Here is a 20,769-nt window from a genome sequence, read left to right as displayed (position 1 = left end):
GTCCGTTTCATTTGTACAATAATAGTTATGATGATAAGTTTTGTCCAGCATGAAGCCGCCGATCGGCGTCAGCCGGGACAAACCGGCGTTGAGCGTTCGGCATGGAGCATTCGGCATGGACCACATCGACCACGTCCTGATCGTCGACGACGACCGGGACATCCGGGACCTCGTGTCCGACTATCTGAAGAGGAACGGGCTGCGCACCACCACGGCCGCGGACGGGCGGCAGATGCGGAGGTTCCTGGAGCGCGACCGGGCGGACCTGATCATCCTGGACCTCATGATGCCGGGCGACGACGGGCTGGCGCTGTGCCGGGAGCTGCGCGCCGGCCGCCATGGCGCGACGCCGGTCCTGATGCTGACGGCCTGCGGCGACGAGACGGACCGGATCGTCGGGCTGGAAATGGGGGCCGACGATTATCTGACGAAACCCTTCGCGGCGCGCGAACTGCTGGCCCGCATCAAGGCGGTCCTGCGCCGCACGCGCATGCTGCCGCCGAATTTCCAGGTGACCGGGCAGGCGACCGGGGCCGGCCGGCTCCTGCGGTTCGGCGACTGGCGGCTCGACACCACGGCCCGTCACCTGCTCGACCCCGGCGGCGGCGTTGTTGCGCTGAGCGGCGCCGAATACCGGCTCCTGCAGGTCTTCCTCGACCATCCGCAGCGGGTTCTGTCCCGCGACCAGTTGCTCAACCTGACCCAAGGGCGGGAGGCCGAACTGTTCGAGCGCTCCATCGACCTTCTGGTCAGCCGGGTCCGCCAGCGGCTGCGCGACGACGCGCGCGAACCTGCCTACATCAAGACGGTCCGCAGCGAAGGCTACGTGTTCGCCATGCCGGTCGACATCGTCGCGGCGCACGCCGAGTTTGCCCGGAGTTCGGCGGCATTCTCGGGCGTTACGGAGCGCGCACCGGCTGCAATGCCTGGATGACGGCCACGGCCGTGCGGCGGCTGTGGTCGGCCAGCAGGGCGCCGAATTCCTCGGCGTCGCGCCGGCGCAGCGCCGTCATGAAGACCTCGTGCTCGTCCACCGACTCCTGCCAGCGGCCGGCGTCGTAGTTGGCGAGCGAGCGGGCGCGCAGGATCTTCGTCGCAAAGCCGCCGTAGGTCGCCTCCAGCGCCGGGTTGCGCGCCATGGCGACGATCTGCGCGTGGATCTGCCGGTTGGTCAGGAAATAGGCCGCGCGCTCCCCCGCCTCGTGCTGCGCGACGAGCTGGTCGTGCATGCGGTCCAGCTTGGCGAACTCGGTATCCAGCCCGTTCTTGCAGGCCAGGGTCCCGGCCAGACGTTCCAGCGCGTCCATCACCTCGAAGATCGCCGCGATCTCGTTGGGATCGACCGGCGCCACGATGGCGCCGCGGTGCGGGCGCAACTCCACCAGCCCTTCCGAGGACAGCACGCGCAGGGCCTCGCGCAACGGCGTGCGGGAGATGCCCAGCTGCTCGCACAGCTGCACCTCCGGCACGCGGACGCCCGGCGGCAACTCCCCGTCCAGGATCATCGCGCGCAGTTCCGCCACGGCGGAATGATGCAGCGTGGAGCGGCGGATCGGCCGGGCGGTGGTCTTCACGGTCTTCAGCGCGTCCATGCTCGCCCCGGTTCCTTCCCCAAAGTGCCGCATGCTTGGGCATGCACGCCAAAAGGATGCTCTTTGCCCAAAATCGGGGCACAGCCATCGTCGGACCGCGCCTCCTCACTATTATGCCGTAAGCCGCTGAAAACAGCCAACAAAATGCTGATCATTATTTTGTATACAATTTGGCACGGCGCTTGCGACCGGCTGTGGGACGCAACCGCATGGGGAGCCCACGGACATGACGTTCCGGACCACCGTTTTGAAGACAGTTGTCGCCGCCATCCTGGCCCTGTCGGCCACCGCTTCCGCTCAGGCGGCGGATACGATCAAGCTGGGCTTCGCGAAATGCGCCCACTGCCTGCCGATGGCGCTGACCCCGGGGCTGGCCAAGGGGGTAGAGATCGAGGCGATCAACTTCAACTCCGGCAACGACGTCCTGACCGCACTGGTGTCCAAGAGCATCGACGTCGCCCAGGTCACCTATCTCCACTACATCACGGCGCTCGACAAGGGCTTCGACGTGGTCGCGGTGTCGGGCCAAGTGAACGGTGGGTCGGAGATCGTCACGGCCAAGGGCATCGACCTGAAGGCGGATGACTGGGACGGGCTGAAGGCGCTGATCGCCGCCCGCAAGGAGAAGGGGGAGCCGCTGCGCGTCGCGGCGTCGCGCGGCAACGCCCAGGACATCCACATGCGCGGCGCCCTGCTGAAGCACGGCATCAACGTCAACAAGGACGTGCAGTTCATCAACATCCCGAATCCGTCGGACCACGCCGCCGCTCTGCAGCGCGGCGAGGTGGACGTGATCTGCACGGTGGAGCCCTTCGCCTCGCAGATCCGCCAGACCGGCGTCGGCAAGCATTTCGCCCTGCCCTACGACCAGGCGGCCGGCAACCTGACCAACCTGATCGTCACCCGCTCCGACGTGATCAAGGAGCACCCGCAGGCGGTCGAGGCCACCGTCGGCTCCGTCGTCGCCATGGTGGACAAACTGAAGTCCGACCAGGCCGCCTGGGTGGACGTGATCAACAAATACACCGGCATGGACAAGGCCGTGGCGGCGGAAGCGCTGAAGAACGCCTCCCCCGACTACGCCATGCACAAGGACAGCACGCTCGCCATCGCCGCGATGATGCGCGACCTGAAATACATCTCCCACGACGTCTCGGCCGAGGCGGAGAAGAACCTCGACTACCGCTTCCTGGAGGCGGTCACGAAGAAGCCGAAGACCGACCTCGGCTACTGATCCGCACAGCATAGGGACTCCGGGCCATGACGGCACTGACGAAATCCTGGGAGCGGCTGGCCGTTCCCCTGTTCATCCTCGCCGCCTGGGAGGTCTTCTCCCGGTCCGGCGTCCTGCCGGAGGCGCTGCTGCCGGCCCCGTCGGTGGTGCTGCACACCTGGGCCGACTGGATCGCCGGCTTCGACGAATCCTCGCAGGCCAACAGCGGCCGCTGGCTGGCCGACGCGCTGTCCAGCGCCCTGCGCGTGGCTGCCGGCTACGCCATCGCGGCGGTCAGCGGCGTGGCGCTGGGCATCGCCATCGGCTGGTGGCGCTGGGTGGAGCGCACGGTGGAGCCGACCATCCAGATGCTGCGCCCGGTGCCGCCGGTGTCCTGGATCCCGCTCGCCATCATCTGGTTCGGCATCGCCAACAAGCCGGCCATCTTCCTGGTCTTCCTGGGCGCCTTCTTTCCCATCCTGATGAACACCATCCACGGGGTGAAGACGGCCGACCGCAACCTGATCCGCGCCGCCTCCATGATGGGTGCCACGGAGCAGCAGCTGCTGCGCCACGTCGTGTTTCCCGCGGCGCTGCCCAGCATCTTCGCCGGCCTGCGCATCGGCATCGGCGCCGCCTGGATGCTGACCGTGACGGCGGAGATGGTCGCGGTGAAGAGTGGCCTGGGGTACGTGCTGTGGGACAGCTACTACTTCCTGCGCTACGACCTCGTGCTCGCGGCCATGGCCAGCATCGGCCTCTTGGGCTTCGCCACCGACGGCGCCATCAAGCTGCTGATGTCCGCCACGCTGCACTGGCAGCACGGCTCCACGCTCCAGAGCCGGGAGGGCTGACTCCATGGCCTCCATCGACCTTCAGAACATCACCAAGATCTACCGCGACGCCAAGCGCAAGCGCGACCTGCTGGCCATCGACGACGTCAGCCTGTCGGTCCAGCCGAACGAGTTCCTCTGCCTGCTGGGCTCGTCCGGCTGCGGCAAGTCCACGCTGCTGAACATGATCGCCGGCTTCGAGAAGCCGACGACCGGCACCGTCACGGTCGGCGGCAAGCCGGTCGGCGGGCCGGGGGCCGACCGCGGCATGGTCTTCCAGCAGGCCAACCTGATGCCCTGGCTGCCGGTGTGGGAGAACGTGGCCTTCCACCTGCGCCTGAAGGGATGGCGCAAGGCCGACCGGCGCAGAGCGGCGCAGGAATACATCGACATGGTCGGCCTGCGCGGCTTCGAGAACCACTACCCGGCGGAGCTGTCCGGCGGCATGAGCCAGCGCGTCGGCATCGCCCGCGCCCTGCTGCTGAACCCGCAGGTCATCCTGATGGACGAGCCCTTCGCAGCACTCGACGCCCAGACCAAGATGGACATGCAGGAGGAGCTGGTCGCCATCTGGCAGAAGCAGCGCTGCACCGTCGTCTTCGTCACCCACAGCGTGGACGAGGCGCTGGTGCTGGGCACCCGCGTCGCGGTGATGACCAGCCGGCCGGGCCGCATCCGCGAGCTGATCGACCTGGACCTGCCGCGCCCGCGCGACATCACCAGCCCGCGCTTCAACGACCACAAGCGCCACATCCTGAACCTGATCCGCGAGGAAGGGATGCAGCAGCGCCAGGGCGTCGCCGCATGAGCGCCGGGCTGCTCGACCTGCTGCTGACCGGCGCCACCGTCCTGACCGGAGAAATGGCCGGAAGCATCATCGAGGACGCCGTCCTCGGCATCCGCGACGGCCGGATCGCCCACCTCGCCCCGGCCTCACAGCCCTGCCCGCCGGCCAAGGTAGTGCGGTCCCTGCCCGGCCGCCTCGTGACGCCCGGCTTCGTCAACGCCCACCTGCACGCCGTGCTGGTCATGGTGCGCGGCGTCGCCGCCGACCTGGGCTTCGCGCCCTCCTACACGCCCGGCATTCCCAAGGGGACCGACGCCACGCCGGAGGAAGCCCGTGCGCTGGCCCGGCTGGGCGCGGTGGAGGCCCTGCTCGCCGGCTCCACACTGGTGTGCGATCACTTCGTCCACGCCGACGCGACGCTGGACGCCATCGCGGAGCTTGGCCTGCGCGTCCACGCGGGCTGGCGCGTCCACGACGTGAACTTCGCCCGCGTCGCGAACGGCGAGTGGTCCTTCGACGCGAGCATCGGCGACGACCTGCTGCGCCGTACGCTCGACCTGCACGACCGCTGGCACGGCGTCAATGGCGGGCGCATCCAGGTGCAGATGGCCGCCCACGCGCCGGACACCTGCTCCCCCGCCTTCCTGCGCACCATCGCCGCCGAGGCTGCCGCGCGGGACATGCGCGTCAACACCCATCTGGCGCAGAGCCGCGTGGAGGTGGAGCGCGTGAAGGCCTCCACCGGCCTGACCCCCGCGGAGTTGCTGGAGGAGACCGGACTCCTGAACGACCGGCTGCTCGCCACCCACTGCCTCTATGTGAGTGACACGGACATCGCGCGGATCGCCCGCAGCGGTGCCCACGCGGTCCACGTTCCGAAATGCAACGCCGCCTCCGGCCGGCTGGCGCCGACGCCGGCGCTGAAGGCCGCCGGGGTCAACCTCGCGCTCTGCACCGACACGCAGCACGGCGACATGGTGGAGGCAATGCGCTGGGCGCTGGCCACCGCCCGCATCCAGCAGGGCGGAGTCACCGCCGACTGGCAGCCGGCCGACGTCTTCCGCATGGCGACGCTGGGCGGTGCCAAGGCCGTCGGGATGGCCGACGACCTCGGCACGCTGGCCGTGGGCAAGAAGGCCGACCTCGTCGTCTTCGACACCCGCCGCCCGCACCTGCGTCCGCTGGTCAACCCGCTCGGCACGCTCGTCCACACGGGCCAGGGGCGCGACGTGGAGATGGTGCTGGTGGACGGCGAAACGCTGGTGGAGGACGGCCGCCCCGTCCGCGCCGACCTGGACCGCATCTGCACCGAGGCCGATCAGGCCGCCCGCGCGCTCTGGGCGCGTGCCTAATTTCAAGAAAGAAGACCAAGACCATGACCGACCGCGTCCTCCTGGGCATGTTGACGCCCTCCTCCAACACGGTGCTGGAGCCGGTGACCTCCGCGATGCTGAGCGGCCTGCCCGAGGTCACCGCCCATTTCGGCCGCTTCACCGTCAAGGAGATCTCGCTGCGCGCCGCTGCGCTCGACCAGTTCACCGACGCGCCCTTCCTGGACGCCGCCCGACTGCTGGCCGACGCTCGGCTGAACGTGATCGGCTGGAACGGCACCTCGGCCGGCTGGCTGGGCTTCGACGCCGACGTCCGGCTGTGCAGTGCCATCGAGGCCGAGACGGGCATCACCGCCTGCACCTCCATGCTCGCGCTGAACGAGATCCTGGAGACCACGGAGCGCAAGCGCTTCGCCATCGTCAGCCCCTACCTGGACGAAATCCAGGAGAAGATGGTCGCCAACTACAACGCCGCCGGCTTCGAGGTGGTGGCGGAGCGGCACCTGAACGACCGCGGCAACTTCTCCTTCTCCGAGATCAGCGAGGAGCGGATCGAGCGCCTGTGCGCCGAGGTCGCCGAAGCCAAGCCCGACGCCATCGCCATCATCTGCACCAACATGCGCGGCGCCCCCGTGGCGGAACGGGTGGAGAAAGCGCTGGGCATCCCCGTCTACGACACGGTGTCCACCGTGGTGTGGAAGGCGCTGCGCATGACCGGCGTCGACACCCGCCGCGTGACGGGCTGGGGCAGCCTGTTCCAGGAACTGCACGGCTGAAGAAGCGATCACCACAGAGACACGGAGGCACGGAGAAACCACCCCCTCTGTGTCTCCGTGTCGCTGTGGTGAACACTCAAGCGCATCACGAAAGGCTTGAAGCATGGACTTCGATCTGGTCATCCGCAACGGCACGGTCGCCACCGCGTCGGACGTGTTCAAGGCCGACGTCGGCGTGCGCGGCGGCAAGGTCGCCGCGTTGGGCGAGAACCTCGCCAACGGCCGGGAGGAGATCGACGCGGCCAACCTGCTCATCCTGCCCGGCGGCGTGGACGGCCACGTCCATTTCGACCAGCCCACCGGCGACGAGTCGGAGATGGCCGACGATTTCCTCAGCGGCACGCGCTCCGCGGCCTTCGGCGGGACGACGACGGTGCTGCCCTTCGCCTGCCAAGCCAAGGGGCAGTCGCTGCGCGCCGCGGTGGAGGACTATCACCGCCGCGCCGAAGGCAAGCCGGTGATCGACTACGCCTTCCACCTGATCGTCACCGACCCGACCAAACAGGTCCTGGGGCAGGAGCTGCCGGCGCTGATCCGCGACGGCTACACCTCCTTCAAGATCTACATGACCTACGACGCGCTGAAGCTGAACGACCGCCAGATCCTGGAGGTGCTGGACATCGCCCGCACAGAGGGCGCCATGGTCATGATGCACGCGGAGAACGCCGACTGCATCGCTTGGCTGACCGACAAGCTGGAGCGCGCCGGCCAGACCGCCCCCTTCTTCCACGGCGTCTCCCGCCCCCGTGTGGCAGAGCGCGAGGCCACCCACCGCGCCATCTCGCTGGCCGAGCTGGTGGACGTGCCGATCCTGATCGTCCACGTCTCCGGCGCCGACGCGGTGGAGCAGATCCGCTGGGCGCAAGGCCGGGGCTTGCGCATCTACGCGGAGACCTGCCCGCAATACCTGTTCCTCACCGGAGACGACCTGGGCGGCGACGGGTTCGAGGGCGCCAAATGCATCTGCTCCCCACCGCCCCGCGATGCCGCGAACCAGCGGGTGATCTGGGACGGGCTGACCGGCGGCACCTTCCAGGTCTTCTCCTCCGACCACGCACCTTTCCGCTACGACGGGCCGAAGGGCAAGAAGGTCGCGGGTGAGACGGCGCCCTTCCGTTGCGTCCCCAACGGCATCCCCGGCGTGGAGACGCGGCTGCCGCTGCTCTTTTCCGAGGGCGTGATGAAGGGCCGGATGGAGCTGACCAAGTTCGTGGAGCTGACCGCCACCAACCCCGCGCGCATGTACGGCCTGCACCCGCGCAAGGGCACCATCGCTGTGGGCGCCGACGCCGACATCGCGCTGTGGGACCCGTCGCGCACGGTGACGATCACCAACGACCTCCTGCACCACAACGTGGACTACACGCCTTACGAGGGCATCGAGGTCACCGGCTGGCCGGTGGCGACCCTGTCCCGCGGCGAGGTCGTGTGCCGCGACGGCGCGCTGCTGGCCGCACCCGGCCGCGGCGCCTTCCTGCCCTGCGGCCTGCCGGCCCCCGCCCGCCCAAAGGGTAAGCCGACCCCGGTGCTGCCGTTCTGACCTTCCCTCACATCCCCGCCGGCCAGCGGTGCCGGAAGCCCAGCTCCCGTTCCAGGAAGCGGGCGCAGCACAGCAGCGTGTCCTCCCCATAGGGCTTGGCGATCAGCTGAAGGCCGATGGGGAGGCCGTCGGACGTCCAGCCGCAGGGGATCGACAGGCAGGGGAAGCCGATCAGCGACACCGTGTAGGTGATCGCCAGATAGTCGATGATCGTGCGCAGGCGGAAGCCGTTGATCTCCGTCACGTCGCCCTGCGCGTTGGGAAAGGGCAAGACGCTGGCGCTCAGCGTCATCAGGATGTCGTGCGTCTGGAAAAAGGCGGCGAAGCGCCGGTAGAGCGCGCTGCGCTGCGCCTCCGCCCGCAGATAGTCGGCGGCGGTCAAATTGCGGCCGCGGGCGATGTTCCAGGCGACGGTCGGGCTCAGCCGGTCGCCGTCCTGCTCCAGCGTCGCGCCGTAGGTGTGGTGGATGTGGGCGGCGCGCAGCGTCTCGAAGGCATCGGCGGCGGCGCGGCAGTCCGGGCTGGCCTTGGTGAAGGAGGCGAACCGGCCCTCCAGCCCGCGCATCACACCCTCGAACACATCCGCCAGCCCGAGGTCGACCAGCGCCGAGCCCAGGTCCGTCGACCACGCCACCCGCAGAGTCCTCGGGTCCAGCGCGTCGAGGTCCGGCACCGCCCAGGCCGGCACCGGGACGGAGGTCGGGTCCTGCGGCGCCGGCCCGCTCGCCACCGCCAGCGCCAGGGCGGCGTCCTCCACCGTGCGCGCCAGGAATCCCTGCGTCGCCAGCCCGTCCCAGGCCAGAGCCCGGCCCGGGCTGGGGATACGCCCCGGCGTCGGCCGCAGCCCCACCACCCCGCAAAAGCTGGCCGGTGTGCGCACCGACCCGCCGAAGTCCGTCCCCTGCGCCAGGGGCACCAACCCCGCCGCGACCGCCGCCGCGGAGCCGCCGCTCGACCCGCTGCTGGTCATCGCGGGGTTGTGCGGGTTGGCGGTCGGCCCGCACAGTTCGTTGCTGGTGATGGCGCCGAAGCCGAATTCCGGCGTGTTGGTCTTGCCCAGCACGATCGCCCCCGCCGCCTTCAGCCGCGCGACGCTGAGGTCGTCGGCGTCGGGCACGAAGTCGGCGTAGAGCGTGGAGCCGTAGGTGGTGCGCAGCCCCGCCGTGGGCGTCAGGTCCTTGACCCCCACCGGCACGCCGTGCAGCAGGCCCAGCGGTCTGCCCGCCTCCACCCGCCGGTCAGCCTCATCCGCGGCGGCCAGCGCCGCCTCCGGCGCCAGTGTGATGAAGGTCTTCAAGGTGCCGTCCAGCCGCGCGATGCGCTCCAGGCTCGCCGCGACAAGGTCGCGCGCGCGGAAGCGCCGTCGGCGCACGCCCTCCGCCATCTCGGCGGCGCTCAAGCGGGTCAGGGCGTCGTTGGTGTCGGTCATGGAAAAACGAATCCTCGGGAAAGCGATGCTGGACCGACAGCAAGCCAGGGGCCAGACGAACGCCCGCCCTGCCCAACCACCGTGCGGACTGGTCAAGGTCAAGGCAGCGATGAAATTTTGGGCAAGGCCCGCAGGCAGTCTGCCCAGCATCGCGCCCCTGCCCAACAGGGCACCCCAAGGGAATACCGGAGTAGGCGGCCTTTTGTCGGCCCTGCCATGCCGGAAGGCACCGCGCTGGCATGGTGCTTGCTCCCCTCAAAGTCGGCGCACCGCAAACGGCGATGCGCCGCCGGGGGTTCCCGGCCGGCGCGCCCCACCAGGACATGGCACATGGCCGCACTTCAGTTCGCCCGCTCCCAGGACCGCAAGGCTCCGCCGCCCGCCGCAGAAACCGCCAGCACCCCTGGTGGCGTGGCGGTCACGCTGGACGGCATCACCCACCGCTTCGGCACCACCACCGCCGTCAACGACGTCACGCTGGAGATCAAGGCCGGCGAGATGGTGGCCCTGCTGGGGCCGTCCGGCTGCGGCAAGACCACGCTGCTGCGCATCCTCGCCGGCTTCCAGTCGCAGACGCTCGGCCGCGTGGTGATCGGCGACCGGGTGGTGGACAGCCTGCCCCCGGCCGGCCGCGGCGTCGGGATCGTGTTCCAGAACTACGCGCTGTTCCCGCACATGACCGTGGCGCAGAACGTCGCCTACGGGCTGGAGGCGCGCGGCACCGCCCGCGAGGCGGTGCGTGCGCGGGTGGAGGGGATGCTGGATCTCGTGAAGCTCGGCGCCATGCGCGACCGCTTCCCCAAGCAGCTGTCGGGCGGCCAGCAGCAGCGCGTGGCGCTGGCCCGCGCGCTGGCCATCCAGCCGAGCATCCTGCTGCTCGACGAGCCCTTCGCGGCACTCGACAAGAACCTGCGGCTCGACATGCAGATCGAGATCAAGCAGCTCCAGCGCCGCTTCGGCATCACCACCATCATGGTCACCCACGACCAGGAGGAGGCGCTGAGCATGGCCGACCGCATCGCCGTGCTGAGCCGCGGCCGGCTGGAGCAGTTCGGCACGCCGGAGGAGGTCTACGACCGCCCGGCCAGCCTGTTCGTCAACAGCTTCGTCGGCAGCGCCAACCAGCTGAAGGGGCGCATCCTGCGCAACGCGGGCGGCACGGCCGACGTGGCGCTCGACGCCGGCGCGGTGCTGAGCGCCGGCACCTTCGACAGTGGGCTCGCCGAGGGCGCGCCGGCCGTGCTGTGCGTGCGGCCGGAGAACCTGCGCCTCGCCGCGGAGCCGGCGCCGCAGCAAATCCCAGGCACGGTCGAACTCGCCCTGCCGCTCGGCCCCGTCGTGGTCTACGAGGTGCGCACCGCCGACGGCGGGCAGGTCAAGGTAACCGAGCCGCGCGTGGCCGGCGTCCCATTGCGCGAAGCCGGCACGCCGGTGCGCCTGCACCCCGTTTCCCCCCAGGCCTGCCGCGTCTTCGCCGCCCTCGCCTGACCCCTCCCCTCCTCTCCGTCCGGAGTCTTTCGCCCATGACCCTCAACCGCCGTCACATATTGGCCGCGAGCCTCACGCTGGGCGCCATGAACCTGTTCCCGGGCCTCAGCTGGGCGCAGGCGCGCAAGCTGGTGTTCGCCACCTTCACCGGCAGCTGGGAGGAAGCGCACCGCGAGGTGATCGTCCCGCATTTCCGCAAGGCCAACGGCAACGCCGACATCGTGCTCGACCCCATGCTGTCGGTGGACATGATCGCCAAGGTCGCCGCGGCGAAGAACAGCCCGCCGATCGACGTCATGCTGATGGATCCGGGCCCGCGCCTGACGCTGATCGACCAGGGGCTGACCGCCCCCTTCCCGACCGACGCCAGCAAAAACTACAGGGATCTGCTGCCGGTGGCGCAGCTGCCGGAAGGGCCGGGCATCTTCTTCCAGGCTGTCGGCATCACCTACAACCCGGAAAAGGTGAAGACCCCGCCGACCAGCTGGGACGACCTGTGGAAGCCGGAATACAAGGGCCGCGTCGGCATCACCAACATGAACTCGACGCTCGGCACCGCCTTCATGGTGGAACTGGCGAAGATCCGCGGCGGCGGCGAGGACAACATCGACCCGGCCTTCGCCGCGCTGAAGGAGCTTCAGCCCAACCTGGGCGCTGTGGCCCCGAACCCCGGCGCGCTCGCCACCCTGTTCCAGCAGGGGCAGATCGACATCTCCCCCGGCAACTTCAACGCCATCCAGATTCTGCGCGCCCGCGGCGTGCCGGTGGAGTTCGCCAAGCCGAAGACCGGCACCATCGCCTTCCTGACGACCGCCCATATCGCCAAGAACACGCCCAACGCCCCGCTGGCGGCGGCGCTGATCGAATCCGCCATGGCGCCGGAGGTGCAGACCAAGCTGATGCAGGCGCCCTTCTTCGTCATCCCGACCAACGGCAAGGTCAAGATGGAGGGTGACATCGCCAAAATGATCGCCAAGGACCAGGAGGATCTGAAAGCGTCCTTCGTCTTCCACGACTGGTCGATCATCAACAAGAACCGCGCCGCCTGGATCGAGCGGTTCAACAAGGAAATCAAGGTGTAAGGAGTCGAACCGGGCCCCCACAGCTCTTGCGTCGGGCCCCCAACCCTAACCCTCCCCCATCTTCGACGGGGGAGGGAACTCCGCCCCGCGTCCCTCAAAGCCCTCCCCCGCCGAAGGTGGGGGAGGGTTGGGTGGGGGCCCAACGCAACCACTCCCCTCACACCCCCCACGGACCCCCGCCCATGGTCGCCAGCACCGCTGACACAGTCGCCTCGGCCCATGCCCCACCAAAGCCCCATGCGGGGCTGGAATGGACCCTGGCGCTGCCGTTGACCGCCTTCTTCGCGGTGTTCTTCGTCACGCCGTTGCTGCTGCTGGTCGTCGTCAGCCTGTTCGCCGACAGCGAGATGACCCGCTTCGGGCTGGACCAGTACGCCAAGTTCTTCGGCGACGCCTTCAATTGGAAGGTGCTGGGCAGCACGCTGTTCCTTGGCGTCAAGGTCACGGCGCTGACGCTGCTGTTCGGCTATCCGCTGGCTTGGCTCTACACCCGCAGCGGGCCGCGGATGCAGTCGGCGCTGATCCTCGTGGTCATCCTGCCGCTGCTGACCTCGGTCGTGGTGCGCACCTTTGCCTGGGTGGTCATCCTGGGGCGCGACGGCATCGTCAACAACCTGCTGCTGACGCTGGGCCTTGCGGAGACGCCGCTGCGGCTGCTCTACACCGAGAACGGGCTGGTCGCGGCGCTGGTGCAGGTGCAGATGCCGCTGATGGTGCTGCCGCTGATCACCACGCTGACGCGGCTCGACCCCAACCTGCTCGACGCCTCCTCGGCGCTGGGGGCAGGGCCGTGGCGGACCTTCTTCAAGGTGACGCTGCCGCTCAGCCTGCCGGGCATCGTTGCCGGCTGCCTGCTGACCTACGCAGCGTCGGTCACCGCCTTCATCACGCAGTCGCTGGTCGGCGGCGGCCAGCTGCTGTTCATGCCGCAGTACATCTACCAGCAGACGATCACGCTGCACAATTGGCCCTTCGCCGCGGCGATCTCCATGGTCTTCATGGTGTCGGTGCTGGGGGTGGTGATGCTGCTGAACCTGCTCGGCCGCGCCAGCAAGGGGTACATCCATGCCTGATCCGCGCCGCCCGACCTGGGGCAGCTTCTCCTTCGGGCTCGTCATGGGCTCGCTGTCCACCGCGGCGCTGCTGCTGCTGGCGGCGCCGACGCTGGTCGTGCTGCTGACCTCCTTCACCGACGGCTATTCGCTGAAGTTCCCGCCGCCCTCCTACAGCCTGCGCTGGTACGTGTCGCTGCTCGACGCGTGGCAGCTTCAGGACGCGGCGCTGACCAGCCTCCAGCTTGGCGTCGTGGTGACCGGGGTGTCGGTGGTGCTGGGGACCGCCGCGGCGCTGGCCATCGGGCGCAGCCGCAAGGCTTGGGCGCGCGGGCTGGACGGGCTGTTCATGTCGCCGCTGGTGCTGCCGGCGCTGGCCTTCGGGCTGGCGTCGCTGATGTTCTTCAGCACGGCGGGGATCGAGCTGTCCTTCCTGACGCTGGCGGTCGGGCACATCGTGGTCAGCGTGCCCTACGTGCTGCGCACCACGCTGGCAAGCCTCGCGCAGCTCGACCCGGCGCTGCTGGAAAGCTCCGAAAGCCTGGGGGCCGGGCGGCTCTACACCTTCCGCCGGGTGACGCTTCCGACCATCCGCAACGGCATCGGGGCGGGCGCCTTCATCGCCTTCATGTCCAGCTTCGACAACATCCCCGTGTCGCTGTTCATGGCCGACGCCCGCAACGAGGTGCTGCCCATCCGCATGTGGCAGATCCTGGAGAACAGCCTGGACGTCCGCGCCGCCGCGGTGTCGGGCGTGCTGATCGTCGTCACGGTTCTCGCCATGGTGGTGATGGAGCGGGTCGCCGGCCTGTCGCGCCAGCTCCGTTGAGCGTCACGCCCCGCGGAACAGCGAGAAGCCCCAGGGGGTGAACTTCAGCGGCAGGTGGAAATGCTGGTCGACGTCGGTGACCGTGAAGCGGAAGGGCACCTCCTCCAGGAAGGCCGGCGACCCGACGGCGACACCGGCCGCACGCTGGAAGGCACCGATGTGGAACACCGCCTCGTAGACGCCGGCGGTCACGCCCTGCCCCGCCGTCACCGGATGGTCGAGCGCGCCGTTGGCCCCCAGCACGCCCTCGGCCAGCAGCACCCGCCCGCCGTCACGAAGCGCGAACAGTTCCACCCGCATCCCCTGCGCCGGCACGCCGCGCGCCACGTCCACCGCATGCACCGAAACACCGCCGGCCATTGCATCATCCCCTGTTGCCGAGTGCCTTCATGAACACCCGGCTTCGAGACCAGGTCAAGGACACACCATGCAGTTGAGCGCACGCCGGATCGCCGAACACGTCGCCGCCGGCGAATTGAGCGCCGTCACCCTGTTCGACGCGCTGATGGAGCGCATCGCCACGGAGAATCCGCGACTCAATGCCTTCGTCCACTGGAACCCGGAAGCCGGACGCGCCGAGGCGGCGGCGGCCGACGCCCGCGCCGCGCGGGGTGAGGCTCTGCCCCTGCTCGGTGTCCCCTTCACGGTGAAAGACAACATCTGGGTCGGCGGTTGTCCGACCACCCAGGGCTCCCGCCTGTTCGCGGGCTTCAAAGCGCCGCAGGACGCCGTGGCGGTGGCCCGGCTGCGCGCCGCGGGCGCCGTCTTCGCCGGCATCACCAACTGCTCGGAGTTCGCCTGCAAGGGCGTCACCACCAACCCCTTGCACGGCGCCACGCGCAACCCCTGGAACCTGGAACTGACCCCTGGCGGGTCGTCGGGCGGGGCAGCCAGCGCGGTCGCCGCCGGCCTGTCGCCGCTGGCGCTGACCACCGACGGGGGCGGCTCCACGCGCCGGCCGGCGGCGCATGTCGGGGTGGTGGGGATGAAGCCCTCGGCCGGCATCGTCCCGCACCCCATCGGCTTCGCGGAGCCGGTGTTCGGCAACTCGGTGGTCGGGCAGATGGCCCGCTCGGTCGGCGACGTGGCGTTGATGCTGGACGTTCTGGCCGGACCCGACCCGCGCGATCCGCAGTCGGTGGCGGTGCCCGGACGCTTCCTCGACGCGATCACCGCCCCCGATCCCACCGGCCTGCGCGTCGCCTACAGCCCACGCCTCGGCCTCGGCTTCGCGGTGGAGCCGGACGTCGCCCGCTGCGTGGAATACGCGGTGCGCCGCCTGGAGTGGGCCGGCGTTCCTGTGGAGGAGGCCGATCCCGTCTGGCCGGAGGGGGCTGGCGAATCCGGACTGATGGCCTTGCAATTCGCCGGTCTGGCGTCACTCTATGGTGACCGCTTCCGCTCGGAGCCGGGCCTGTTCGACCCGGACATCGCCGTCCAGATCGAGGCGGGCCTCCGCACCACCGGCGCGGAGGTCGCCCGCGCCCTGCACCTGCGGGAGGAAGCTTACCGCGCGCTCGGCGCCTTCTTCACCCGCTTCGACCTGCTGATCACGCCGACCACGCCGGTCACCGCCTGGCCGCTCGACCAGCTCGGCCCGACGACCATAGAGGGGCGCCCGGCCAGCCCGCGCGGCCACGCGGTGTTCACGCCGCTGCTCAACCACTGCTACGCGCCAGCCTGCTCCATCCCCTGCGGGCTGGACAACCGCGGGCTGCCGGTCGGCCTGCAAATCGCCGGCCCCCGCCTGTCCGACGCCCGCGTGCTGACCCTGGCCGCCGCGATGGAAACGATGATCGGTTGGAGCGCGCAGCCGCCAATGCGTGTGGGTTGACGAGAAATCGTTCACGCTGCTTACGGGGGCGGCATCTTGCGATCTTGGGTGCGCACAGGAATGTCGCCCGAACGCTTACCCCAGCGCCCGACCCGGACATGGCCCATACCTTGCAGTGCAACAACGCGATACTCCCGGGGCGAATGCCCAACAATCCCTGTCGGAAATTCGATTGACAGCGCCGCGAGGCCACCGTTAGCATCGCCCCATAATTAATTGACCGTATAATAAAACACGGCAACCGCAGAACCTGCGGACGACACCGATCCCCCCTCCCGAGCCGCAATCGCGGCCACACGGATGGCGTGGATCGGACGGGGAGTCGTCGATGGCAACCGTTGAAAAACCACCGTCGAAGCGGAGGGAGAGATGAAGAGACTCGTATTGGGCAGCCTGCTGTTGGCGGGCGCCGCCGCGCCCCTTTCGGCGCAGGCGCAGGACACGATCAAGATCGGCATGGTCGAGCCGCTGACCGGCTCGGTCGCCTACAACGGCAAGTCCGTCGTGGAAGGCGCCAAGCTCGCGGTCGAGGAAATGAACGCCGCCGGCGGCATTCTCGGCAAGAAGATCGAGCTGGTCATCGAAGACGGCCAGTGCACGCCGGCCAACTCGGTGAACGCCGTCGAGAAGCTGGTGCAGAAGGACAAGGTCGCGGCGCTGGTCGGCGCCTTTTGCAGCTCCGCCACCGCGGCGATCATGCCGGTGGCGCAGAAGTACAAGATTCCGCTGGTCACCGGCGTGTCCTCGCAGGCCAGCCTGACGGAGCAGGGCAACCCCTACTTCTTCCGCGCCGCGGAGACCGACGCGCTGATGGCCAAGGCCTTCGCCAAGATCCTGGCGAACGACCTTAAGCTGACCAAGGTCGCCTACATCGGCGTCAACGACGACTGGGGCCGCGGCGGCGTGGAGGAGTTCTCCCGCGACCTGTCGGCGCTGGGCGCGAAGAGCGTCCTGACCGAGTATTTCGACCACGGCACCACCGACTTCTTCACGCTGCTGACCAAGCTGCGCGCCGCCAAGCCGGACGGCGTCTTCGTCGCCGCGGAAACGCAGGACGGCTCCATCCTGGTCAAGCAGATCCGCGAAATGGGCCTGGACGCCAAGGTGTTCGGCGTCGGCTCCTGGGCGACGGCCGACTTCATCAACCTGACCGGCTCCGCCGCGGAGGGCATCCACGCCGCGGTGCCCTACGCCTCCAGCATGGACGCGCCGCGCAACCAGACCTTCGTGAAGAGCTACGAGGCGAAGTACCGCGTGAAGCCGGGCAAGTACGGGGCCGCCGGCTACAACGCCCTGAACATCACCGCCCAGGCCATCGCACGGGCCGGCAACACCGACGCGGAGGCCATCCGCGCCGCCCTCGCCAAGACGCAGTACGAGGCGCCGAACGGCGTCTACCGCTTCACCGAGAAGGGCCAGGCCTACGGCTTCGACGCGGTGCTGGTGCGGATCGAAGGCGGGCAACCGAAGGTCATCGCCTCCACCCCCGTGGACGCGCCGCACTGACCGGCCGCGGGAGGTCTCCGCAGCGGAGCCTCCCCCACCCGCACACCTGACGATCCACGCCAAGCATTCGCGAGACCGCCATGGATCTGGATCTCTTTCTGCAGTTTCTGACCAACGGAGTGGTCATGGGCGTGTTCTACGCCCTGTCCGCCCTGGGTCTGACGCTGATCTTCGGCCTGATGCGCGTGGTCAACTTCGCCCATGGCGAGTTCTACATGCTGGGCGGGGTGACGGGCTGGTTCGTCACCTCCTACCTCGGGCTTGATTTCTTCTCCGGCCTCGCGCTGGTCGCGGTGGCGATGGCGGCGTTCGGCTGGCTCGTGGACCGCTTCCTGATCGAACGCGTGCGCGGCCAGGGCGAGGAGCCGGGCATCCTGCTGACCATCGGGCTGTCGATCTTCCTGGTCAACGCCACCCTGCTGGTGGTCGGCCCCGCCCCCATGAAGGTGGCCGGCGCCGTCTCCGAAGGGCCGCTGTTCTTCGGCCCGATCGCCGTCACCAAGCTGCGGCTGGTCGCCGTGGGTGTGGGCATCGCGCTGATCGCCGGCGCCCACCTGATCATCCGCAGGACGCGGCTGGGGGCGGCCATGCGCGCCACCTTCCAGGACCCGATGGCGGCCAGCCTTGCCGGCATCCGCACGGGCAACGTCTACGCCGCGACCTTCGCGCTCGGCTGCACGCTGGCCGCGCTGTCCGGCATGCTGCTGGGCTCCATCTACTCCGCCCAGGCGTCGGTCGGCGGGCTGATCAGCCTGAAGAGCTTCGTCGTGGTGATCCTCGGCGGCATGGGCAGCTTCGCCGGCGCCATCGCGGGCGGCCTGCTGCTGGGCGTGGCGGAGGCCTTCTGGGGCGGCTATGTCGCCACGGGCATGGTGGACGTCGTCGGCTTCGTCCTGGTCATCCTGATCCTTCTGTTCCGGCCGCAGGGCCTCTTCTCGATCCGCGCGGAGAGGGCGTGACATGACCCTGGAACGCAACGTCCTTCTGGCCTTCCTGGCCGCGGCGGCCCTGCTGCCGGCGCTGGTGACGGACCAGTACCTCCTGCATCTCGGCGTGGTGGCGCTGTTCTACGCCATCCTGGCGACCAGCCTGAACCTGGTGGTCGGCTATGTCGGCGAGTTCTCGCTGGGCCACACCGCTTTCCTGGGCGCCGGCGCCTACACGGCGGCGCTGCTGTCCACGCATCTTGGCCTGCCGATGTGGGCGACGATCCCGCTGGCCGGCCTGATCTCAGCGGTCTTCGGCTTCGGCATCGGCGCGATCACGCTGCGCCTCCAAGGCCCCTACTTCGTGATCGTCACGCTGTCCTTTGCGGAGGTGCTGCGCATCGTTGCCAACAACTGGATCGCCGTCACCAACGGCCCCATGGGTTTGGCGGGCATCGACCAGTTCGGCATCACCAACAAGGGCACCTTCTTCTACATCGTGCTGGGCCTGACGGCAGTGGCGCTCTACCTCGCCTTCCGCTTCGTCCATTCCAACGCGGGCCGGGCGGCGGTCGCGGTGCGGGAGAACCGCTACGTGGCGCAGTCCATCGGGGTCGATCCCTTCGGCACCGCCATGCAGGCCTTCGTGCTGGGTGCCTTCCTGGCCGGCTTGGCCGGCGGCTTCTACGCCCACTACATCTCCTTCGTCGGGCCGGAGGTGTTCCGGTTCCCCTTCATGGTGACGATGATCATCATGGTGCTGCTGGGCGGCAAGGGCACGCTGCTCGGCCCCATCGCCGGCGCCGTCATCGTGACCCTGCTGGAGGAATACCTGCGCGAGATGCAGGAACTCCGCCTCACCCTGTTCGGGCTGATCGTCATGGCGGTCGTCCTGTTCCTGCCCAACGGCCTGATGGGCTTCATCGCGCAACGCCGCGAACAGCAGGGCACCAAGCCCGCCCCCCGCGCCGCCACGAAGGAGAGGACCGTATGAGCGCCCCCACCGGAACCTCCCCGCTGCTGCGCGCCGACACGCTCTGCATGAACTTCGGCGGCATCATGGCGGTGAAGGACTTCAGCTTCCACATCGACGCCGGGGAGACGGTCGGCCTGATCGGCCCCAACGGCGCCGGCAAGACCACCTGCTTCAACATGCTGACGGGCTTCTATTCCCCCAGCAACGGGCGCGTCCTGTTCAAGGGCCAGGACATCACCAACCGCAAGCCGCACGCCATCGCGCGGCTCGGCCTCGTGCGCAGCTTTCAGAAGACCAACGTCATGAAGCGGCTGACGGTCTTCGAGAACGTGCTGACCGGCCACTACATGGCCGGCCGCCAGTCGCTCCTGGCCACCTTCTTCCCCGGCGAAAAGGTCCGCCGCGCGGAGCGGGAGGCGCGGGAGAGTGCGGCGGAGATCGTCGAGACGATGGGCCTGTCCCACCGCATGAACGCCCCGGCCAACCTGCTGTCCTGCGGCGAGCTGCGCCTGCTGGAGGTCGCCGTGGCGCTGGCCGCCAAGCCGAGCCTGCTGATGCTGGACGAGCCGGCCGCCGGCCTGAACAGCCACGAGGCGACGACCTTCGGCGCGGTTTTGAAGACGCTGGTCGGCCGCAGCATCGACGCGCTGCTGATCGTGGAGCACAACATGGAACTGGTCATGTCCGTGTCCGACCGCATCGTCGTCCTGAACTTCGGCCGCAAGCTGGCCGAGGGCAAGCCCGGCGAGATCCTGGAGAACCGGGAGGTGGCGGAAGCCTATCTTGGAAAGGCGGCAGCATGACGCTCCTGTCCGAATCCCCCGCCGCCACGGCGGATGCGACGGAGGCCCGCACCGTGCTGACGGTGGACGGCCTGCACGTCTCCTACGGAAGCACGGCGGCGCTGCACGGCGTGTCGCTCGACGTCCGGGCCGGCGAGACGGTCGCCCTGATCGGCGCCAACGGTGCGGGCAAGAGCACCACGCTGCGCGCCATATCCGGCATCCTGAAGGCGCGGTCCGGCAGCATCACCTGGGACGGCAAGCCGATCGCGAACTTGGCCCCGGACCGCATCGTCGCCGCCGGCATCGCGCATTGCCCGGAGGAGCGGCACGTTTGGCCGCACATGACGGTCGAAGAGAACATCATGCTGGGCGCCTACCTCTGCCGCTCCCGCGGCGAGGTGCAGCGCCGCGCCGGCATGGCCTTCCACCGCTTTCCCCGCCTGCGGGAGCGCGCGAAGCAGCTGGCCGGCACGCTGAGCGGCGGGGAGCAGCAGATGCTCGCCATCGCCCGCGCGCTGATGTCGGAGCCGCGGCTGCTGATGCTGGACGAGCCGAGCCTCGGCCTCAGCCCGAAGATGGCCGACGAGGTGTTCGACGTGGTCCGCAGCATCAACGCCCACGGCGTCACCGTGCTGCTGGTCGAGCAGAACATCCACAACGCGCTGAGCGTGGCCAGCCGCGCCTATGTGGTGAAGACCGGCCGCATCGCGGCCAGCCGCCCGGCGGCGGAGCTGCGCAACGACCCCGACTTGCTGCGGGCCTATCTGGGCGGCTGAGCCGGCATCGGCCC

The 20,769-nt window shown here is 69.1% G+C and carries 20 protein-coding genes; 17 read left to right on the top strand and 3 right to left on the bottom strand.

All coding sequences use genetic code 11. From position 1 onward, the window contains the following. Nucleotides 1-115 precede the first annotated feature (115 nt). Nucleotides 116-934 (top strand): response regulator, encoded by an 819-nt coding sequence (locus M2351_RS23510; RefSeq protein WP_264658480.1) that lies wholly within the window; start codon nucleotides 116-118, stop codon nucleotides 932-934. Here the strand turns inward: M2351_RS23510 and M2351_RS23505 are convergent. Next, the gene (locus M2351_RS23505; RefSeq protein ID WP_264658479.1) at nucleotides 900-1,592 is read right to left on the bottom strand and encodes a GntR family transcriptional regulator; all 693 of its coding nucleotides are present in this window, start codon (nucleotides 1,590-1,592) and stop codon (nucleotides 900-902) included. The genes M2351_RS23510 and M2351_RS23505 overlap by 35 nt on opposite strands. A 226-nt stretch (nucleotides 1,593-1,818) precedes the next feature. Here M2351_RS23505 and M2351_RS23500 point away from each other — a divergent pair, with 226 nt between their 5' ends. The 6 genes from M2351_RS23500 to hydA all read left to right on the top strand — a co-directional run bounded on the left by M2351_RS23500 (nucleotide 1,819) and on the right by hydA (nucleotide 8,072). Then, nucleotides 1,819-2,826 carry an ABC transporter substrate-binding protein gene (locus tag M2351_RS23500; protein WP_264658478.1) on the top strand — a complete coding sequence of 336 codons (1,008 nt, stop codon included), beginning with the start codon at nucleotides 1,819-1,821 and terminating at the stop codon, nucleotides 2,824-2,826. A gap of 26 nt (nucleotides 2,827-2,852) precedes the next feature. Next, nucleotides 2,853-3,659 carry an ABC transporter permease gene (locus M2351_RS23495; RefSeq protein WP_264658477.1) on the top strand — a complete coding sequence of 269 codons (807 nt, stop codon included), beginning with the start codon at nucleotides 2,853-2,855 and terminating at the stop codon, nucleotides 3,657-3,659. Nucleotides 3,660-3,663: 4 nt separating this feature from the next. Then, on the top strand, nucleotides 3,664-4,446 hold the full coding sequence (locus M2351_RS23490) for an ABC transporter ATP-binding protein (protein WP_264658476.1): 783 nt from the start codon (nucleotides 3,664-3,666) through the stop codon (nucleotides 4,444-4,446). Continuing rightward, nucleotides 4,443-5,777: an amidohydrolase family protein gene (locus tag M2351_RS23485; protein WP_264658475.1), complete on the top strand. Its 1,335-nt coding sequence runs from the start codon at nucleotides 4,443-4,445 to the stop codon at nucleotides 5,775-5,777. Before M2351_RS23490 ends, M2351_RS23485 begins: the two co-directional genes overlap by 4 nt. A 23-nt stretch (nucleotides 5,778-5,800) precedes the next feature. Next, nucleotides 5,801-6,532, top strand: coding sequence for a maleate cis-trans isomerase family protein (locus M2351_RS23480; protein ID WP_264658474.1), 732 nt, complete (start codon nucleotides 5,801-5,803; stop codon nucleotides 6,530-6,532). A gap of 103 nt (nucleotides 6,533-6,635) precedes the next feature. After that, entirely contained in the window at nucleotides 6,636-8,072 is a 1,437-nt protein-coding gene (hydA, locus tag M2351_RS23475; RefSeq protein ID WP_264658473.1) for a dihydropyrimidinase, read from the top strand. A 7-nt stretch (nucleotides 8,073-8,079) separates the two neighbouring features. Here the strand turns inward: hydA and M2351_RS23470 are convergent, their stop codons facing one another. Next, nucleotides 8,080-9,501, bottom strand: a complete 1,422-nt coding sequence (locus M2351_RS23470; RefSeq protein WP_264658472.1) for an amidase — start codon at nucleotides 9,499-9,501, stop codon at nucleotides 8,080-8,082. 330 nt (nucleotides 9,502-9,831) lie between these two features. Here M2351_RS23470 and M2351_RS23465 point away from each other — a divergent pair, with 330 nt between their 5' ends. The 4 genes from M2351_RS23465 (at nucleotide 9,832) to M2351_RS23450 (ending at nucleotide 13,952) form a co-directional block, all read left to right on the top strand. Then, complete coding sequence (locus M2351_RS23465; protein ID WP_264658471.1) at nucleotides 9,832-10,989, top strand: ABC transporter ATP-binding protein; 1,158 nt, start codon at nucleotides 9,832-9,834, stop codon at nucleotides 10,987-10,989. A 35-nt stretch (nucleotides 10,990-11,024) separates the two neighbouring features. Beyond that, nucleotides 11,025-12,071 (top strand): ABC transporter substrate-binding protein, encoded by a 1,047-nt coding sequence (locus tag M2351_RS23460; RefSeq protein WP_264658470.1) that lies wholly within the window; start codon nucleotides 11,025-11,027, stop codon nucleotides 12,069-12,071. 182 nt (nucleotides 12,072-12,253) lie between these two features. Next, complete coding sequence (locus tag M2351_RS23455) at nucleotides 12,254-13,144, top strand: ABC transporter permease (RefSeq protein WP_264658469.1); 891 nt, start codon at nucleotides 12,254-12,256, stop codon at nucleotides 13,142-13,144. Beyond that, complete coding sequence (locus tag M2351_RS23450; protein WP_264658468.1) at nucleotides 13,137-13,952, top strand: ABC transporter permease; 816 nt, start codon at nucleotides 13,137-13,139, stop codon at nucleotides 13,950-13,952. The genes M2351_RS23455 and M2351_RS23450 overlap by 8 nt, the downstream gene beginning before the upstream one ends. A 3-nt stretch (nucleotides 13,953-13,955) precedes the next feature. Here M2351_RS23450 and M2351_RS23445 read toward each other — a convergent pair whose 3' ends face one another. Further along, nucleotides 13,956-14,312, bottom strand: a complete 357-nt coding sequence (locus tag M2351_RS23445) for a hydroxyisourate hydrolase (RefSeq protein ID WP_264658467.1) — start codon at nucleotides 14,310-14,312, stop codon at nucleotides 13,956-13,958. Nucleotides 14,313-14,379: 67 nt separating this feature from the next. Between M2351_RS23445 and M2351_RS23440 the strand changes: the two genes are divergently transcribed. The 6 genes from M2351_RS23440 (at nucleotide 14,380) to M2351_RS23415 (ending at nucleotide 20,755) form a co-directional block, all read left to right on the top strand. Further along, the gene (locus tag M2351_RS23440) at nucleotides 14,380-15,786 is read left to right on the top strand and encodes an amidase (protein WP_264658466.1); all 1,407 of its coding nucleotides are present in this window, start codon (nucleotides 14,380-14,382) and stop codon (nucleotides 15,784-15,786) included. Nucleotides 15,787-16,155: 369 nt separating this feature from the next. Beyond that, complete coding sequence (locus M2351_RS23435; protein WP_264658465.1) at nucleotides 16,156-17,292, top strand: ABC transporter substrate-binding protein; 1,137 nt, start codon at nucleotides 16,156-16,158, stop codon at nucleotides 17,290-17,292. 80 nt (nucleotides 17,293-17,372) lie between these two features. Then, the gene (locus M2351_RS23430) at nucleotides 17,373-18,251 is read left to right on the top strand and encodes a branched-chain amino acid ABC transporter permease (protein ID WP_264658464.1); all 879 of its coding nucleotides are present in this window, start codon (nucleotides 17,373-17,375) and stop codon (nucleotides 18,249-18,251) included. A gap of 1 nt (nucleotide 18,252) precedes the next feature. Continuing rightward, nucleotides 18,253-19,212 (top strand): branched-chain amino acid ABC transporter permease, encoded by a 960-nt coding sequence (locus M2351_RS23425; RefSeq protein ID WP_264658463.1) that lies wholly within the window; start codon nucleotides 18,253-18,255, stop codon nucleotides 19,210-19,212. Next, nucleotides 19,209-19,997 carry an ABC transporter ATP-binding protein gene (locus tag M2351_RS23420; RefSeq protein ID WP_264658462.1) on the top strand — a complete coding sequence of 263 codons (789 nt, stop codon included), beginning with the start codon at nucleotides 19,209-19,211 and terminating at the stop codon, nucleotides 19,995-19,997. The genes M2351_RS23425 and M2351_RS23420 overlap by 4 nt, the downstream gene beginning before the upstream one ends. Continuing rightward, complete coding sequence (locus tag M2351_RS23415; protein WP_264658461.1) at nucleotides 19,994-20,755, top strand: ABC transporter ATP-binding protein; 762 nt, start codon at nucleotides 19,994-19,996, stop codon at nucleotides 20,753-20,755. Before M2351_RS23420 ends, M2351_RS23415 begins: the two co-directional genes overlap by 4 nt. Nucleotides 20,756-20,769 lie beyond the last annotated feature (14 nt).

It is taken from the genome of Azospirillum canadense (genome assembly GCF_025961225.1).
Lineage (GTDB): Bacteria > Pseudomonadota > Alphaproteobacteria > Azospirillales > Azospirillaceae > Azospirillum > Azospirillum canadense.
Note: the sequence above shows the minus strand (reverse complement) of the source record. Positions and strands in the feature narration are given on the sequence as shown.